Source organism: Nostoc paludosum FACHB-159 (assembly GCF_014698835.1).
GTDB classification, from domain to species: Bacteria; Cyanobacteriota; Cyanobacteriia; order Cyanobacteriales; family Nostocaceae; genus Nostoc; species Nostoc paludosum.
The window spans coordinates 1-17,395 of record NZ_JACJTU010000090.1 but is presented as its reverse complement, the minus strand read 5'-3'; the positions used below and the strand labels follow the sequence as shown (position 1 = coordinate 17,395).

At 40.5% G+C, this 17,395-nt stretch carries 16 protein-coding genes; 14 read left to right on the top strand and 2 right to left on the bottom strand.

Annotation, left to right across the window (positions count from 1 at the left end):
* Window positions 1-68 precede the first annotated feature (68 nt).
* Window positions 69-386: a hypothetical protein gene (locus H6H03_RS37160; protein ID WP_190960014.1), complete on the bottom strand. Its 318-nt coding sequence runs from the start codon at window positions 384-386 to the stop codon at window positions 69-71.
* A gap of 112 nt (window positions 387-498) precedes the next feature.
* Entirely contained in the window at window positions 499-984 is a 486-nt protein-coding gene (locus H6H03_RS37155; RefSeq protein ID WP_190960013.1) for a hypothetical protein, read from the bottom strand.
* A 545-nt stretch (window positions 985-1,529) separates the two neighbouring features.
* Between H6H03_RS37155 and mobV the strand changes: the two genes are divergently transcribed.
* From mobV to H6H03_RS37085, 14 genes are all read left to right on the top strand, one after another.
* Complete coding sequence (mobV, locus tag H6H03_RS37150) at window positions 1,530-3,236, top strand: MobV family relaxase (RefSeq protein WP_190960012.1); 1,707 nt, start codon at window positions 1,530-1,532, stop codon at window positions 3,234-3,236.
* A 108-nt stretch (window positions 3,237-3,344) separates the two neighbouring features.
* A complete protein-coding gene (locus H6H03_RS37145) occupies window positions 3,345-4,964 on the top strand; it encodes an ATP-binding protein (RefSeq protein WP_190960011.1) in 1,620 nt (539 codons plus the stop codon).
* Between the two features lie 2 nt (window positions 4,965-4,966).
* Window positions 4,967-5,578 carry a DUF192 domain-containing protein gene (locus H6H03_RS37140; RefSeq protein ID WP_190960010.1) on the top strand — a complete coding sequence of 204 codons (612 nt, stop codon included), beginning with the start codon at window positions 4,967-4,969 and terminating at the stop codon, window positions 5,576-5,578.
* Window positions 5,579-5,800: 222 nt separating this feature from the next.
* Window positions 5,801-6,007 (top strand): hypothetical protein, encoded by a 207-nt coding sequence (locus H6H03_RS37135; RefSeq protein WP_190960009.1) that lies wholly within the window; start codon window positions 5,801-5,803, stop codon window positions 6,005-6,007.
* A gap of 312 nt (window positions 6,008-6,319) precedes the next feature.
* Window positions 6,320-6,910: a hypothetical protein gene (locus tag H6H03_RS37130; RefSeq protein WP_190960008.1), complete on the top strand. Its 591-nt coding sequence runs from the start codon at window positions 6,320-6,322 to the stop codon at window positions 6,908-6,910.
* A 182-nt stretch (window positions 6,911-7,092) separates the two neighbouring features.
* A complete protein-coding gene (locus H6H03_RS37125) occupies window positions 7,093-7,416 on the top strand; it encodes a hypothetical protein (protein WP_190960007.1) in 324 nt (107 codons plus the stop codon).
* A gap of 46 nt (window positions 7,417-7,462) precedes the next feature.
* Window positions 7,463-10,282, top strand: a complete 2,820-nt coding sequence (locus tag H6H03_RS37120) for a hypothetical protein (RefSeq protein ID WP_190960006.1) — start codon at window positions 7,463-7,465, stop codon at window positions 10,280-10,282.
* Entirely contained in the window at window positions 10,283-11,002 is a 720-nt protein-coding gene (locus H6H03_RS37115) for a hypothetical protein (RefSeq protein WP_190960005.1), read from the top strand.
* Window positions 11,003-11,376: 374 nt separating this feature from the next.
* Window positions 11,377-12,471 carry a hypothetical protein gene (locus H6H03_RS37110; RefSeq protein WP_190960004.1) on the top strand — a complete coding sequence of 365 codons (1,095 nt, stop codon included), beginning with the start codon at window positions 11,377-11,379 and terminating at the stop codon, window positions 12,469-12,471.
* A 146-nt stretch (window positions 12,472-12,617) separates the two neighbouring features.
* On the top strand, window positions 12,618-13,343 hold the full coding sequence (locus H6H03_RS37105) for a hypothetical protein (RefSeq protein WP_313932024.1): 726 nt from the start codon (window positions 12,618-12,620) through the stop codon (window positions 13,341-13,343).
* Window positions 13,340-14,866, top strand: a complete 1,527-nt coding sequence (locus H6H03_RS37100) for a TrbI/VirB10 family protein (protein WP_190960002.1) — start codon at window positions 13,340-13,342, stop codon at window positions 14,864-14,866. The genes H6H03_RS37105 and H6H03_RS37100 overlap by 4 nt, the downstream gene beginning before the upstream one ends.
* Window positions 14,863-15,666, top strand: coding sequence for a hypothetical protein (locus H6H03_RS37095; protein WP_242058173.1), 804 nt, complete (start codon window positions 14,863-14,865; stop codon window positions 15,664-15,666). Before H6H03_RS37100 ends, H6H03_RS37095 begins: the two co-directional genes overlap by 4 nt.
* Window positions 15,667-15,799: 133 nt before the next feature.
* Window positions 15,800-17,002: a hypothetical protein gene (locus H6H03_RS37090; RefSeq protein ID WP_190960001.1), complete on the top strand. Its 1,203-nt coding sequence runs from the start codon at window positions 15,800-15,802 to the stop codon at window positions 17,000-17,002.
* Window positions 17,003-17,049: 47 nt separating this feature from the next.
* Window positions 17,050-17,241, top strand: a complete 192-nt coding sequence (locus H6H03_RS37085; RefSeq protein ID WP_190960000.1) for a hypothetical protein — start codon at window positions 17,050-17,052, stop codon at window positions 17,239-17,241.
* The last annotated feature ends 154 nt before the right edge of the window (window positions 17,242-17,395 follow it).

The following is a 17,395-nucleotide window of genomic DNA, read 5'->3' as shown; positions in this document are numbered from 1 at the left end:
TATGCTTACTTGACTTTTACCTTTGAATCTAAATTACTCATGTATTAAAAAATTGTTAGTCATTGAGGTTATGTGAATACTTTTTTTTCACTTGTGAGAAATCCGGGTTTGAGTGCTGGTGTACCGAAAAAAGCCTCTTTAGCTACAGCCCCTAATACATAATACTCATTCCCAATTCCTACCCAAGTCGAGTCAAGCCGCACCTGTGTAAATGAGTGCGCTATTGAATCCCTGCTGACATCGGCCACTTCTGGACTCATCGCTATCACTATTGGCACACCTTCTGGGTATATCTGAACAATCCCTCGGTTATGACTGCCACCTAAATCAAACGACGCTGCTATCTTTGGCATCGTTGAGGTTATCTCTTTGTTGGGCGTATTCATACATTTTCCTATTTATGTGCGATCGCAAAAGAAAATAGGCATTGTCTCAAGAGTCTTATTCACCCTTGAGAGCAATTATTAACTGGTTATTGGTATAGTTAGGACACTTTAGTTAACCAATACCAAACAGTTTATTAACCTGTTCCATTTCTAGTGACGGTTTTATATCTATCCATTCGAGATCAGTCTCATCGTCATCAGTCTCATCGTCATCACTCTGCTCTAACGCTTGGACTTCTTCTGTCTGGGTCTGGGGTAGACTCGACTCTACACCATTCGCCTGTTGAGCTTGAGCTTGAGTTTCGCCCCTTGAAGTCTCCGTCTTCACTACTGATGGTTCTATAAATACCGCCCGAATTAAAGCCGCTTGTGCTTCCAACTGTTGAATTGCCCATATAGCCCTTTGTCTTAAAGGCTCACCATCTACCCCATCAGCAGACATGGCAAAAGGCGACCAATGTTGTTTCAGGGTCAACATCACTACTTCTGGTAGTTTCCCTAAGTCAAATGGTTCTGTTTGTAGATAATTTAGGAGATGACCTTCTGCGGTATCTACCGTCCGCTTAACTGAAAGAATTACTTGTTGATTTTGTTCCATTTTTTTGTCTGGGCAAAGTTTCTGTGCAATTATTCATTGCACTTTTGTCACTGTTGTTAGGTAGTTCCATTTTCTTTGCACAGAAAAAGAAGAAATTTATTATGTACAGTTTAGCTGAAGAAAGTTCTTTTTACAAATTCATTATTCACTCCGTTAACAGTATATATTTATTGTGGTTAAAAACTCTAAATTGTATATTTTAATACACTTTTTCATGACTGTTCTGCAACTGTTCTACACCTGTTCTAAAACTGCTCTATAACTGTCGTAGGACTGTTCTAGGGCATAAAAGTCACAGACTCACTCCCGATCAACAACTGTCCTATGACTGTCCTACAACTGGTCTATGACTGTCGCTGAAATAAGGGGGCATAAACCGCTAACAATTCTCTGAAGAAATATTAAAATAGTCGTACTTACTACGGCTATCTACCCATTTTCGCATTTGAGCGATTTGGCTCTTTTGGAGGTAGCCAAAATTTCTCCAATTTGAAGAAAATCAGCATGACTTGAGAATGATATCAAGTTTATCCAAGAAGTGAAGCATGAGCTACGCGATCGCTCGATTAAAAAAATTAAAGCGAGGCAACATATCAGGAAGTGCATCTCACACCGCACGAGAAAGAGAAACCCCAAACGCTGACCCCACTCAAAAGAATATTCGCTTCATCGGTAGCCTCGGCTCAGAGGAACGACTAGAGGATTTGGTGCTAGCCAAAATTGCCGAGCATGAACAAAGGCGGAAGATTCGCACTGATGCGGTGTACTGCGTGGAGTTGTTGCTAAGTGCATCGCCCAGTTATTTCCGTCCCAACTGCCCCACTCAAGCCGGTTACTATGACCCACAAAAGTTGGATGATTGGCTAGAAGCGACGAAAGAGTGGTTAGCGGATGAATATGGATCTCGCATTGTCCGCGCCGAGTTACACCTGGACGAAGCCACCCCCCATATTCATGCTTACTTTGTACCCCTTGATGATGAAGGGCAATTGCGCTGTAATCATTTCTTTGACGGGCGGCAGAAAATTCATGAATTTCAGGATTCGTATTACAACACGATGCGGCTAATTGGACTAGAGCGGGGTATCAAGGGAAGCAGAGCAAAGCACCAGGATATCAAGGACTTTTACCGTATTGTGGAACAGGGGCGTGACTTAGAAGTTGATGAGCTAAGTGCAGCGCAATTGAAGGCTAAAGCTGCCGACAGAGACAGGGCGAATCAACGTAAGCAAGAGATGGAAGCTACAGCCAAAGCCTTAGCCCTTGAAAATGAACAACTAAGACAACGAATTGAGCAATTAGAGAAAGATAATCAGCAATTGCGAAAACTTACCGAATGGTCAACTGATTTAGTTCTGGATGATGTTGCTTGGGAGTTGGGACTGTGGCGTAAAGGAAATGAATGGATAGGGCGAAACCACATTATTAATATAGATGGCTCTCAATTTACTGACTTTGGCAATGGTTCCTCGTTGGATGGTAATAGTGCTATTGATTTAGTTAAGCACGTTAATAAATGTAACCAAACAGCAGCGATCGCATGGATAGGGGAGCGATTTGGTGAAGTCGGCGCAAAACGTGCAGCGATGGCTCATGCTCAAAAAGTTGCTGCTGTTGTTATCCAAACTGAATCAGCACCCCAATTTACCCTACCCGTTGAGGATAAAGCTAACTGGTCAGGCGTTGAACATTACCTCAAAGAGAAACGAGGCATACCCTCTGATTGCGTACAAATGTTACATAACCAGGGGCTAGTTTATGCCGACTCAAAAGCAAATGTAGTGTTTGTGATGCGGGATTTAGAAGGGAATACCAAAGGAGCATTTTTAGAAGGGACAGCTAATAAATTCTCTGGTTATGAGTTAGGTACAGTTCGTCGTGATAGTTGGTTTTACTTTACTTTGGGGAAAAAGCCTAGTGAGAAAACTAGCACTGCTGTAGTGTCTTTTTCTCCCATTGATGCGATTTCAGTAGCTATGCTGGAATATCAGGTTAAAGGAATACCAGAAAACAGAACAGTTTACATGGCAGTAGATGACACTTCAAGTTTACCTGTTGAAAGATTACGTAATGTGACTCATGTACAGGTAGCTTTTAGCCAACCAACAATGGCACGGGCTGTTAGACAACTACTGCCACACTCGACTCAACTCAAGTGCGAAACTGGGGATTGGAATACGCAGTTAGTCAATTTCTCTCGTCAATTACAACAACGATATTCACAACAAAACAATCAAGAATTAGAACTATAGTTATTTCAAAAGTCAAGCTACTCTAGTACCAATTTTTTCAGTACCAAAGTAGCTAGTAAAAAGTTTTAGCTATCAATAATATTGGGGTGAAATTTAGCTCAAACCCTGATGATTAATCAGTTAATCAAGCAAGTATTTGACCTAATCAAACTTAACAATAAGCTGATTGCTGTCGAGTCTCCATTACAAGAAAGGCTCCGGCTACTCACCAATCTAGCTTGTCAATGCCAACACCTGGGCATTAACTGTTACCTGTGGACGCTAGAAGATGATGCGCTACACCAGTTATCTACTAATGAGGAGGGATTAAGTTTACAAAGTGTTGACCAGTATCAGGCTAGCGCCAAAAGTAGGCGCGAACATTACTTTGAAATTCTGCGGTTTTGGAAAACTACTGATTTACAAGGAATCCTGATACTAGAAGGTATATTCCCCTGGCTGGGAGAACAGACTAGCGACCCCGATTTCTTCCTGACTTCCGAGTGGATTAAGTCAGCTTTGATTAACCTGAAGCTGTACAATCACTCTTGCAACAAGATAGCGATTCTCTTAGGGCCAAACGCTACTGTGTCATCTGATATTGCCCCCGAAGTTCCCACCATTGTGCAACAACTACCAAATATTGAGGAAATAAGCACTTACTTACCCCAAGTATTACCTGATTATAATCAAGTTGAAATTCATGCGACTGCGATCGCTGGTGTGGGAATGTACTTGGCAGATATTGACTATGGTATTCGACAGGCGATTGCTCCTGAAGTTACACCAGATAAGTTAGTAGAAAAACTTTCGGTTTACAAAATTGAACTGTTCAAGCGGATTTACAATATTCAATTCCTCCAGCCTCCAGCTACAGCTATTGGGGGGCTGGAACTGATGCAACAAGCGTTTAAAACATACAAACGTTTGTTGACAACACTGGCAAAAGCTTATAATCTTCGCTTACCCAAAGGGATTTTACTAATCGGGCCGCCGGGGACAGGAAAATCTTATTCGGCTAAAGCTTGTTCTCAGCAATTAGGACTGCCACTGATTATCTTAGAGTGGGGTAGTTTCCGCAGTTATGGTAATTTAGCTGAATATAAGCTCAAGAATTTACTCACACTCGTAGATCGGCTTAACCGTATAGTATTATACCTCGATGACTTTGATAAGGGATTCGTCGGGGATGACGACTTATCAAAGCGACTTGCCGGGATGCTTCTCACTTGGATGCAAGAGCGAACTAGTGAAGTATTAATCTTAGCTTCTGCTAACAACATCGAATGGCTACCACCAGAACTAACCAGAAGCGGACGCTTCGACGAGATTTTCAAGGTGGATTTACCCAATTATGGAGAACGGCACGAAATATTCAAGATTCACTTAGCCCGTTTCGATCCTCGTTTCCGTAATGGGGGCGATGGCTACACTGAACAAGAATGGAAAAGGATACTCAAAGCCACGCTTCGATGTGTCGGTGCTGAGATTGGGGCCATTGTAGAACGTGCCGCCGTCTCTAGTTTCTGTCAAATGTTTGGTGATGATGTTACACCCCTTCAAGAACTGCCATCGCTTGAGATTACATTGTCGGCATTGCTCGCAGCAAGGCAGAGTATGAATCCTCTGGCCATCCGCGAAGCTGACCGAGTTGAAAGTATGCGTAACATTGCGGCTTTACAAGGTCAACCATCTAGCCCTATCGATTCATCCATATATAGTCTCGGCAATGTTGATATTTTTGGATAATCATGAAAACTTTAAAAATCAGTTCCAAGAAGGATTTATACGTTGCTGCTTTCAAGTTACTGAACATATTAGGCCCTGTTGCTGGAGTATCAATTATCATTGGCACTGTAGCTAGCGGTTACGTCCAAACTCGTCCCCAGGATTTACCAGTTACGCACATTCTCACGAAAGGCGATGGCGTTCCGCCCACCGTAGGTGATCGCACATTTAAGCTAGAAGTCGCCTCTACACCAGAGCAATTAGAGAAAGGGCTAAAATTTCGAGCATCTTTGCCACGCGATCGCGGAATGTTATTCAACTTGGAGGCAGAAATTTACAATGTGCCTTTTTGGATGTACAAGGTAAATTTTCCATTAGACATTTTTTATCTCAAGAACAATGTGGTGACAACTGCGGTTTACAATGCCGAACCGTGTCACAAAACCCCCTGCCCCATATATAAAGGTCGTGTTGCTAATCAGGTGCTAGAGCTAGCTCCTGGCGCTGCCAATATCAAGGTAGGGGACAAGCTCAACATTCAACCGTTATCAAGAAAGGCAGAGGGCAGAAGGCAGGAGGCAGAAGGAATACTGTTTTCTGCCCTCTGCCACGACCGTTCGCGGAGCGTCTCGTAGAGAAGGGAGTAAGGGTTTAAGACCCCCACCATAATCTACGATTTGGTGGCCCCAATTAAGGAGGGGTCTGAATCCCCTTCTTAATTGTCCCTTCTGCCCTCTGCCTTCTGCCTTCTGCCTTCTTCAACATCAGCCAAAGAATGACATCGATTTTGATAGCAAAAAGTCTTTGGTGCTTAAGTAGTTTGTCAGATTAATGTTATCAATTTAATAATTGATTTAGTGCTGTCCACATCACTGCCGTTGGCACTTCATCCGGCGACAGTGTATTTGTCGAAACTACTAGAAGCGGGTATAGATGTTTTCGCCGTTTGTGAACTTGCAGGTCACGCGAACCCAGCGACTACCCAAAAGTACGATTTACGTTCTCAAACAGCTAAACGTGAAGCTGTGAAGTTTTTGAATGTACTTTACGAAAATTCATTTTAAACAGCAGTACAATGTATTACATTGAACAGGCTTTAATCCACAAAACCAAGCAAAAGTCAATCCCGAAATTTTTATCTTACTGAGCTAATTACAAAAATATTTATACTAATAAATAATTGCAGGGATTATATATCAAGCAAAAAGGTTGCTAATACTATAATTCATGTCTGGATACTTAAGAAATGAATGTTAGCAATATTATACTAGTACTTTCGTGCTATTTTTTTTAGTACTAAGGTGTCTCCATCTTGAAGTTGATTTATTTAAAAATGTGCGTATTCCTCATCAAATCGTTCAGGAGAACGAAAGCAGATGCGTACTGACTACGAATACCCAGAAAGTTTTTCCGCTTCGGCAACAGCAACGCTCTCACCTTCCCCAAAGAATGACAGGGCAAAAAAAAACACACTTACACTCATGGGTGTGACTGGTGTGTTGATGATAGCAGAGATGTCCGTCCACAATATATTGATGGGTGGATTTATGATTGCGTCCGCCATAGTCATTGCCTTGCCGAAACAGTCACAAGCATTATTTACTAACTTCGATAAATTACAACGAAAGTATGGAGTTAATCTCTATGCTGTTTTGTTTGCGCTGTTAGCAGTAATTTGTCTAATTGATTTTGCGGCGGCTCCAGCTAATGCTCAATTTTTCAATAATGCTCAAACTTGGATGACAAACACTTTTGGTAATGCCAACAATGGACAAACATCAGAAGTTATCGAACTTTTTTTCAATGTATTGAGAGCTTTATTCCTATTATATGTTGGTATCAGTTTAGTTCGCATTATTCAGTCTGCCCGGAATGATGAAGACTGGCAGACGCTAGCAAGAACTCCATTAATCATAGTTATGGCAGTTTTCGTTGGAGATTTAATTACTGGTCTGATTGTTCAGTAAAAAAGCTTTTTGGTTATCAGTTGTTGAGAAATACGCATTTGAATTAATAGCTGATAACTCTTTATTAAAGAAGTCGGAAGTCGGAAGTTGGAAGTACAGTTTTGTAATGGGTACCGACCACAAAACTGACCGTTTATAGAATCGGGAGACTTAAACCCACCGAATTTGTTAAATCGATAAATATGCCAGAGAAACATACTTTTCGGACAGTAAATCGGATTTTAGGAGAAAGACCAAGACTAGGACCATTCCCTGCTGACCAAATATTTCCCTGGACATTAATAGCAGTAGTCAATGTATTTATTTTTAATTATCTACTGAAAACAAGTTGGTTGGGTACAGGATTAAGTATTGCTTGGGGATGGGGTTCCTGGTGGACAATTTCTACAAATAAAGACTTTTTTGGGAAGTTCGTTAGCGTCCCTCGGATTAGTAGGGGATATATGAAATTTCAATCAATACAACAGAAGTTGGAGGTCGGAGGTCGGAAGTCGGAAGAAAAATAAGTTCTAAGTTTTGAGTTCTCATTAAATTTCAGTTATTGAAAAAGTTATGCCAAATTCTTGTAATCAGGCTAAAGATAAATTAGGTAAAGTCGCATTAGAAAACGAGCAGATTAGTGTTGTCAAAATGCTCACTCCGTTTGAAGATATTATTCACTTGGCGGGAATATGTGACCTGAGCTTAGGAGGTAGGCAGGGCGTAGGCGCATTAATTCTCAAAAAAGGTGAAAATATTCAAATCAAATTCTGCTTTGATTGTTTAGGGATTCATCCCAACTTGCCATCAGAGCAAATGTTGCCTATTTTTGAGGGCATAGAAGCCGGACTAAAAGAAATTCCCGAAGGCGAAAGCCTCACAATACACTTAGGGTCTTTTACCTCGGATTATTATAGGCAAAAAGAACTATCTTCTTTAGAGTCAACTTGCTCTATTGAGCAGTTAAAGCTATTGATTCGCAGTGAAAGATTGCGAGTTAAAGAATTAACGCAAAGTGGCACAAGGAAAAATAAGTTTCTCAGGCTCTGGTGTACGTACACTGTTATTTCTGATGATGAACGTTCTCATGATTTTATCGAATCGATTATCAGAAAATTAGAAAAAGGTTGGTTCTCTTTTACTGGAGAAATTCATGTCCATAACAATACCAGAATTGGAAATATCCTCCAAAATTCCTTTAGCGATGGTTTTTTGCAATGGTCAACCATACTAAGTAATAAAATGAAACTTGGGATTAGGGTGCTGAGTGCCCAAGAAATATGGGAAATAATTTGGCAGCAATTCAATCTCTCATCACCACCACCAATTCCTAATCCTCTAAAAATAGATTCCGTCAATGGACTAGCAGAAACTCAAACTAGTGATTTTCATATCCGCCACCAGATGTTAGAAAATGAGCAATCTGTGCCATTTTTTGATCGGAAATGGGTAAAAATCCAAGATAAATATATTGGGGCGCTCAACTTCAGCCAAAAACCAGGGGGATGGTATGACGAACAAGCACAGTTAAGATATTTATGGGAACTAATCTCTAGAGACAGTATTTTTGATACAGAAATTATTTGTCAGCTAACAAAGGCAAATCAAACTATCTCTAAAACAAATCTTCAACGCATTACCAAACAATCAATTACTAGCACTTCTTTATCTACAGATAAAGGAAATATTGATGTCAAGTCGGGGATGAATATTGAAGAAGCCGTAGAGGCGCAGAAGACGATATATAAAGGTAGTGTTGTTGTTCATACTGGTGTTGTTTTTCTCGTGCATCGTAAATCCACAAGGGAATTAGATGAAGCTTGCCGTTACTTAGCTAGTTATTTCCTGCGTCCGGCCGTTGTTGACCGTGAAACAGAATATGCTTGGAAGATATGGTTGCAGTGTTGTCCTATGGTGTGGGAACCATTACTTACTAAACCATTCAACCGCCGACTGCCATATTTTAGTTCGGAAGCACCAGGGTTGATGCCATTGATTAGGACTGCCACAGGCGATTGCACTGGCTTTGAGTTAGTTGCAGAGGAGGGCGGCACCCCCGTACACCTAGACTTGTACCAAAACCATAAGAATTTGGCAGTCTTCGGCGCAACTCGTTCAGGTAAATCTGTATTAGTCGCAGGAATATTAACCCCAGCCCTGGCACAAGAGATTCCGGTAGTGGCACTAGACTATCCCAAACCCGATGGTACTTCTACATTTACCGACTACACAAATCTGCTGGGTCTTGATGGGGCATACTTCGATATTTCCTCTGAATCGAACAATCTCTTTGAACTGCCTGATTTACGTTCTCTAGATGCAGAACTGAGAAATGAGCGATTGAACGATTTCAAGGAATTTCTCAAATCAGTGCTGATGACAATGGTGATTGGAACTAGCATTATTGGTGTTAGCCCTTCAATGGTTACAAACATTGAGTCAATTATTGCGTTAACATTAAAAACTTTTTTTAATGATGACGAAATTAAATTGCGGTACAAGTTAGGAATACTTCAGGGGTTTGGAACTAAAGAATGGGAGGAAACTCCGACACTCAAAGACTTTTATAATTTTTGTTCTCCAGCTTTTATACAATTAGATTCTATAGCTAGTAATAGTCAAGAAATTTCCGAAGCCTTACAGCAAGTGAGATTGAGAATAAATTATTGGTTGAGTACTAGGGTAGGACAATCAATCTCACGTCCATCCAGCTTTAGAACTAATGCCAAATTGTTAGTATTCGCTTTACGTAATTTATCAAGTGAAGCTGATGCTGCCATACTCGCCCTTAGTGCTTATGCAGCAGCCCTAAGACGTGCCTTAAGCTCAAAAGCTTCGATATTCTTTCTTGATGAAGCACCAATTTTATTCCAATTTGATTCTATTGCTGAGTTGATTGGGCGATTGTGCGCCAATGGTGCCAAGTCTGGTATCCGCGTTATCATCTCTGCCCAAGAACCAGAGACTATTTATCAGTCCAAAGCTGCACAAAAGATATTTGCCAATATCACTACACGTTTAGTAGGCAGGATTCAATCATCAGCCGTTGACCCGTTTATTGTTCGCTTTAAGTATCCTACTGAAATTATTCGCGTCAACAGTACTGAAGCTTTTTATCCAAAAAAGGAGGCGATTTATTCTAATTGGCTATTAGACGATAATGGCAAACTCACATTCTGTAGATACTATCCTGCTTACTGTTTATTAGCGTCTGTTGCTAATAATCCCGATGAGCAGGAATTACGCAGTTTATTTCTCAAAGAATATCACAATAATCCTCTACTTGGTTTAGTCAAGTTTTCCGAGGATTACATCAGGATGATTCGGCAAGAAGAATTGTCAGATTTGGCTAAACATTTGATTTTCCACTCAAAAATCAAGCAGGTTGCTTAAATGAAACCAATCATCAAAAAATTGACAATTGGTGCAATAACTTTTGCAAGTTTCGGCAGTTTATTTATTGCTGCACCTAGTTATGGTACCAATATTAACGATTTTTTTAGTTCCATCGCCTTGGATCTTCAAAGTGAAGTTTCGGAAATTCAAGCATGGGCTAAGGAAGAAATTAACAACGCTTGGGCTGGCATTAAAGAAAATGCTACTGCTGCAATTGACAATTCTATCGGACAATTGGGAGCGCCTGACCCAATTGCATCAAGCGAACAATTATTTGATTCGCTCAAGGATAATTATTCTTATCCTGTTGCTCAACAGAACGCACAAGAACTAGAGCGTCAACTAACTCTGGCTTCTGTCGCTAGTGTTGTCAGCAAAGACGGACAACAACAAACTCAAGCCAAGATTGACACTACTGCACAGATTGCTAAACTTGCAAAAGATATTTCTGATGAAGCTCAGAACATGGATGCCTCTCAAAATGTTCTCAAAGCGATCGCGGCTCAGAATGGCTTAATTGTCTCCATGCTGGCACAGCAACGCACAGACTCTTTGATGGCTAGACTTGACAATTCATACTCCAACCTGATGCTGACTCAAGTGGCAGATCGTCTGGACTCCCAACGCAAAAAGGGGGAGGGAGAAGAAGATGGCAGATTGTCTCTACTACATGAAGTCGTACTTAATGCACGGCTAGATCCAGCTTCTGCTGATTAAAAGGGTATAAAACCAATTCGCAATTAATTCAACCACCCACGAGGGGTGGAGTTTTTACCTCCCTTGAGAAAACTTGGATTTTTTCGCTTAACTTCGGGCGAGGTTTTGAACCTAGCTTTTTCAATAAAAACAGAGTAGGAGGTAAAGTTACAACAGCTTTTTCCTCCTATACAAACAATCCAACAATATTTGTAAGAATTCAGCACCCAGGAGTCATAAGTCAGAATTGATAATGAATTTAGTCTGATTTATATATTTGACCATTAAATATTGTTCAGATTCTTGAACTATTCTGAATTCTGAATGCTGAATTCTGAATCCTGAATTCTTACCAATATTTTTCCAAAATTACTGATTGAGTAAGGATTTGATTTATGTTTTTACTAGCACAACTCAATAACGATTTAGTTAATCTCGCTAAAGAAAACGCAGCTTCAGTAGCACAAGGATTTAATGAACTTTGGCAAGAAACTATTGCAGGTGGTGTTTATTCAGCAATTTGTGACGTTGGTGCTTTATTCGCTGTAGCAACACTAACTTTCTTCGTCATTGAATGGACAAAAAAAATGATGGCGGGAGAAGAGCAACGGGCTTACACTGATTTTATTTGGCCGTTAATAGTTATCTCTCTCCTAAGTAATAATGGAAATCTTTTAGGACAATCAACTTTAGGTATTAGGAACTATATTAATAATGTAAATAATATAGTTCTTACTAAAGCTGCTGCGGGGATTGATCTCAAGAAAGCATACGAACAAGCATTAGGGACTGAAGCTGCACGTAGCGCAATTGGTTTAGTTGTTAATCGGTGCCAAAATTCCTCTTTAAGTAAGCAAGAACAGATAAATTGTTTGTACCAAGCAAAAAAAGAACTAACTAAAAAATATCCAGATAAATTTAGTCAAAATGGATTGTTTTCTTGGTTCGTCGATGCAATTGATGGTGCTGTTGATGCTTTCAATGATGTCAAAGACGGTAAAGCAAGTGGAATTGATTTAATATTCTCTCCGATTAATGCTTTCGTAGGATCTGCCATAACAGACATTATTACTATAATTTTAGTCGGGATGAACGGAGCTTACCAGTGGGGAATTGAATTAACCATGTTGGTGACAGCGCTCCTTGGCCCTGTGGCTGTTGGTAGTTCTTTGCTGCCATACGGAGCTAAATCAATTTACACTTGGCTTGTAGGATATTTCAGCGTAGGTTTTGGCAAACTCTGCTTCAATATTATTGTTGGTTTCGCCGGACAATTGGTAGCTGATTCTAAAACTTATCAGCCAATGTTTTTTTTGTTTACTATTGGGGTCATTGCTCCATTCTTAGCTACAGGATTAGCGGCTGGTGGTGGCGTTGCTGTGCTTACTCAAATTAATAAAGCGGCTGAAACTTATAGTTCAATCGCTATTGAAGTCACTAAGGGTTTAGTAACTAAAGGCGGTAGTTTAGTTGGAAAAATGGCAAAGTGATACCAACCAATTCGCAATGGGCTTCCCCCATTGCGAATTCATATTGCCCATATCCCCTTACACCCATAGTTAAGATAATGCTGAAGCACCAAAAATCTTCTTCCACAAAAAAAGAGCCATTACAATTACTTAGAGCCAATAAATATGTGACAACTAGAGTAGGAATAATCTCTTTAGTTGGGTTTTCAATGGCGGGATTTTCACTATTATTACAATTCCTCAATTATGGAGCCATTAGCATACTAAATCAAAAACAATTGGCTCTGGTACAATTATCATCAGGAGATACCATTACAGCCAGAGCAGTAGACCCCCAACAACGGTCTGATGAAGTCATTAAAAAGTTTGTTTCTGATACCTTTATCAAGATGTTTAACTGGGATGGAATAGTACAAGCTTTCAATGAAAAAGGTGAACCTATAACCAAGCAAGATACTGGGGTAGAAGTAGGCAGACTTGATAATAAATCGAATAGCCGAGTTACTGCTAAAGCTTATGATGCTGCATTTGCTCTGAGCGAAAATGGAGGATTTAGAACCGCATTTCTGAAAAAGTTAGCCTCAATTACTCCCACGGGTATATTCAATGGTGATACGCAAGTATCTTTAATTCCTAGATTTATTTCACAGCCACGGCAACTCAGAGATGGGAAATGGGAAATAGATTTTATTGCTACACTCGTAACTTTTGAACGTAATGATAATTCCGGCAAGGGGATTACTTTTAATAAAACCATTACACTTTCATCGATTTCTAATCCAGAGTATATCCCAGCTAATACTAGCGAATTAGCTAAGAAAATCTATGCCGCCCGGAGAGCCGGATTAGAAATTACCGAAATTGTCGATTTAGATTTGGGCAAAAGAAAATGAGTGAAGAGAATAATAAAAATGGGTCTGTATCGACTTTAGAGGATTTGCTTCATATCGATGATGCTAGTAGTAAAACTAATGGAAATAAAGCGCCAGAACCAGAGACTCTGTTAGTAACGACTAAGCATACATTAGTTACCTCTCCTTGGTCAAGATTGGCAATAATTACTATCCCTTTTGGAGTTGGATTTTTAGCTATATTCTGGATGCTCAATGGTGTTTTCAATCCTGCACCAGCGCCAAAAATTGCCGAAAAAGGGGAAGAAAAAATAACTACTACTGAACAAGCCCAACAGAATGAAGAAGGTGATGGTGATGCCCGTGCAAAACTAGCCTTATCTGACCAAGCTTCGGAACTGAACAAAATTAACCTAAACAAAAAAGAACAACCAGCACAAGTAGAAGTCTCTCAAACTCATCCTGTCGTGCCATCCAAGCCGCCGTCGCCGCGGGGAGTACCTCGCCCTGTTCAACAACAACCACGCCCTGCACCACAGCCGATTAGAACCTACACTCCGCCACCAACACGCACGAGTTTTTCTCCAAAACCTTATATATCTGCATCTGCAAGGACACTCACGCCCCTAGATCCTTTTGAGCAACTCAACAAACTTCGTAGCATCGGTTCTTACGGCAAAATCGCCTATGCCGAAACTAGCATCAACAACCAATCTTCGCTAGACCCAGCACAGACTCAAGCAGTTCAAAATCAATCGAATGAACAAGCAGATACAAATAATTTTGACCAAACCACGTCGCAAGAATCAAGCGACTCGATTGAAAAGATCCGCCCCCGGTGGCAAGTGGAAACTCAAGCTAAGTCGGATAAATATTTAGGTCAGGAAAGACAAATCATTCAGGGAAAACAAACTCGCTACCTCAGTGTTGGCACTTTTGCTAGTGGTGTTCTTGCTACACCCTTAGTTCAAGCCACAGATAATAACTCAGGGCAGACATCAACCCCCAATAGCAATAGGTCGGTTGCTAGATTGAAAGAGGATTTGCGCGACAACTATGGGCAAGTGGCATTACCTGCGGGGACGTTATTAGCAGTCGAGTTGGCTTCGGTCGATGGCGGCAGTGTAGCGATCGCTCATGTCCGCAGCATTATTAAAGATAATACAGAATATCCCATAGGAGCGGGTGCAATATCTGTAACTGGGGAAGATGGCAGACCTTTGATAGCCCGAAGATTCCAGGATAGGGGGGGAGAGATTGCCGGTAACGACTTGTTTGGTGGTGCTGTGTCTGCATTGGGAAAGGTTGGGGAGATGATGAACCAACCCGATAGCGAAGAAGAAATTGAGGATGAATTTACGGGCAGGATTAAAAGACGTAGTAGTGGCAATCGTCGCAATATTACTGGTGCATTACTCGAAGGGTTTTTTGGTCAAGTTAGCCAAAACGTCAGTCAACGTAATCAACGAGCTACACAAGAAATTCTTTCTCGTCCTAATGCTTGGTTTATTCCACAAGGAACCAAAGTCACTATTACAGTTAATCGCTCCTTGGAGTTGCCATGAAAAGCATAATTAACACAGTTACAAGCGGCACTTTAGCGTTGGCTCTCGCTCTGACTCCAATATCCACAATTGCCGCCCCAGTTGTCCGTACCATCTTTCAATCAATGGCTAGTGGTACGAGCGCTAAACTACAAACTATTAACGTCTGGAATGGTCACGGTGTAGCAATTTCATTTTACGAGCTTGGCGAAACTATCAAAAAAGTTTGGTTGGATGACCCTTCACAAATCCTCATTGACACAGATGGTTGCTTAGAGGGACTGGATGAGAATTGCCCTAAAGGAGGCGCTGGGCTGATTCATTTGCGGCGGATCAACAGAGTCAACATTCCCGGCTTACCGCAAACATCGACAACTTTATTAACAGTCATTACACAATTATCAACTGGCGAACGCAAAGCTTACAGTTTTCGATTAGCAACCAGTAATGGCACTCCTAAATACAGTCAGGTGGTAATCAAACTTGATGTGGCACGAGAACAAATAATCCCAAAACCTCAATTGCAATCATTAGTTAAAACACAACAAACAATTAATCAAATCAGGAATGGGATTGTTGTTGCTATTAAAAGTGGATGGATGAATCAGCAAGATGAACTGCATCAACGATTGCAAAAGTTAATTGGTTATTTACAAGCAGGTAACGACATTTCTACTGCTGCAAAGGCGGCTTCTGTTTCTCAAGACTTAGTTAATAAATTAATTGCTTTAAGTAATAGTTCTGATAATTTAACGAACAGAATTCAGGAGTCAGGAGCCAGAATTCTCCAATTGAATTCTGTGCGAGTGGCGGATGAATAAACGGGTTTAAGTCCCCCACTAAATCGGAGATTTAGTGGTCTTTAATGAGTGGTGGGTCTGAATCCCCCAGTCATTAATTCTGACTCCTGAATTCAGAATAGCTGAATTCTTCTTTAACACAAGGTAATGGCTTATGAAATCATCTTTTCGCCTCAATGATAACGCCTTACGTTACTTAATCTTTTTTAGTTTACTAGGTAGCTTATTCATTCATAGTTTTATAAAATATGGGCTATTGAACTCTTTTGTAGGCTTTTTGCTGCCCAAGGCTTCAGCACAAGTACCCGTTGTCAATTCCCCTAATGGGTTTACTCCTGATTGGTCGCGTTTCAAATTCAGCGACATGATTATTTCTGAAAGTGGCAGTGTTACCTACCCAGGCACAATAGGTACAGAAACTAGAACCTGGACAGCAGGACAAAGCATTAGCGAGTTTATGGAACTAGGGGATTTTGAAACACCTCAATTAGCAATAGAAAATTTAAATCTCTCAACCATAGCTTCAGTACAAGGAATCAATTTAAGTGGGTTAACATTAGATGATTTTCAATTAACTCAATGGCAAACTTTACCATCTTTAAACGAAGCGATTCCTGGTTTAGGTAATAGAAATGTCAGAAGTGTTAAACCTATCAGCGATTTCTTGAGAAGATTTGGAATTACTGGGGGCACAATAGGTAACGCCAGCCGAAATTCTCGTTTACGTGACGTTGAAATAGGAAAAGTAATAAATTTAAAAAATTACTCACTAACATCTATTTCCGACATTCAAAACACATCCATTAATCGATTTGGGAATTGGCAAGACTCCAAAATTAATGGAGTACCTGGATTGTCCACTCTTACCTGGGATAATTTGCCAGGGCTGGAAACACTCGACCTTTCATTCATAGGTAAAGTTGACATTGTACTGCGAGACATAGAAGCAAACCGGACTCGCTCAATTTCCGGTAGTTATCAACAAGGGTTTAATGTCGCTTGCCTACAAAATAATTGCGCTCATGCAGAGATGGCAGGCATCGGCAGGACTACAGGTACTCAATGGATTTCTGGCAAAGTACAGAAGGTAACAGGTGGCTTTGGCATCTTGAAAGCCCTTAACGATGGTCAAGAACCAACTGGTAGAAATCCTTTTGGTTCGGCATTTAAACAAGTGATTTGGGATATTGATGAAGCAAGCGGTTCTATGGAAACTGCCATGTTCTTCCGTATTTGCAAAATTATTCCCTTTGTTGGTCGCACCTGTTCGCCATACTTTATAGGGCCTGTTCCGTTTATCGAATACAAAGAAAAAGACCCGATTATTTTTGGTCAACCCTCAACACTTCCAGATTAATGGTTTAGTAGGAGCAGCGCGATCGTATACTCAAAAATTGCCCAAGGATGCCCAACTCATCCAATAAGTTTTTGAATTGGCATCAAATTCAACCAATTCTTGTACCCAAAAATACATCGCTAACAGACAAAGTAATTTCCATCGTCGCTGGAATGTCTAAAAATGAAGAGACACTTTTACTTCAAGAATTTTCGGCTAGGGCAAAAGTTGTAGACCTTCAATTTCCAATACCTTTATGAACAAGTTTTTAGCGACAACTAACACAACTACTAGTCAAATATTTCAGTTTGAGCAATTACAAAATCCTTCAGACGCAATTGGCAAGTACACTCACTCTCTTTTCACCCCCAATGGACTAACAGTTTTGTCCTTACTTGGTGCTTATATTTTGAT

Excerpts from the sequence above, each read along its gene's own strand:
- H6H03_RS37160 (WP_190960014.1), bottom strand. The coding sequence starts at position 386 with ATGAATACGCCCAACAAAGAGATAACCTCAACGATGCCAAAGATAGCA.
- H6H03_RS37155 (WP_190960013.1), bottom strand. The coding sequence starts at position 984 with ATGGAACAAAATCAACAAGTAATTCTTTCAGTTAAGCGGACGGTAGAT.
- mobV (WP_190960012.1), top strand. The coding sequence starts at position 1,530 with ATGAGCTACGCGATCGCTCGATTAAAAAAATTAAAGCGAGGCAACATA.
- H6H03_RS37145 (WP_190960011.1), top strand. The coding sequence starts at position 3,345 with ATGATTAATCAGTTAATCAAGCAAGTATTTGACCTAATCAAACTTAAC.
- H6H03_RS37140 (WP_190960010.1), top strand. The coding sequence starts at position 4,967 with ATGAAAACTTTAAAAATCAGTTCCAAGAAGGATTTATACGTTGCTGCT.
- H6H03_RS37130 (WP_190960008.1), top strand. The coding sequence starts at position 6,320 with ATGCGTACTGACTACGAATACCCAGAAAGTTTTTCCGCTTCGGCAACA.
- H6H03_RS37125 (WP_190960007.1), top strand. The coding sequence starts at position 7,093 with ATGCCAGAGAAACATACTTTTCGGACAGTAAATCGGATTTTAGGAGAA.
- H6H03_RS37120 (WP_190960006.1), top strand. The coding sequence starts at position 7,463 with ATGCCAAATTCTTGTAATCAGGCTAAAGATAAATTAGGTAAAGTCGCA.
- H6H03_RS37115 (WP_190960005.1), top strand. The coding sequence starts at position 10,283 with ATGAAACCAATCATCAAAAAATTGACAATTGGTGCAATAACTTTTGCA.
- H6H03_RS37110 (WP_190960004.1), top strand. The coding sequence starts at position 11,377 with ATGTTTTTACTAGCACAACTCAATAACGATTTAGTTAATCTCGCTAAA.
- H6H03_RS37100 (WP_190960002.1), top strand. The coding sequence starts at position 13,340 with ATGAGTGAAGAGAATAATAAAAATGGGTCTGTATCGACTTTAGAGGAT.
- H6H03_RS37095 (WP_242058173.1), top strand. The coding sequence starts at position 14,863 with ATGAAAAGCATAATTAACACAGTTACAAGCGGCACTTTAGCGTTGGCT.
- H6H03_RS37090 (WP_190960001.1), top strand. The coding sequence starts at position 15,800 with ATGAAATCATCTTTTCGCCTCAATGATAACGCCTTACGTTACTTAATC.
- H6H03_RS37085 (WP_190960000.1), top strand. The coding sequence starts at position 17,050 with ATGCCCAACTCATCCAATAAGTTTTTGAATTGGCATCAAATTCAACCA.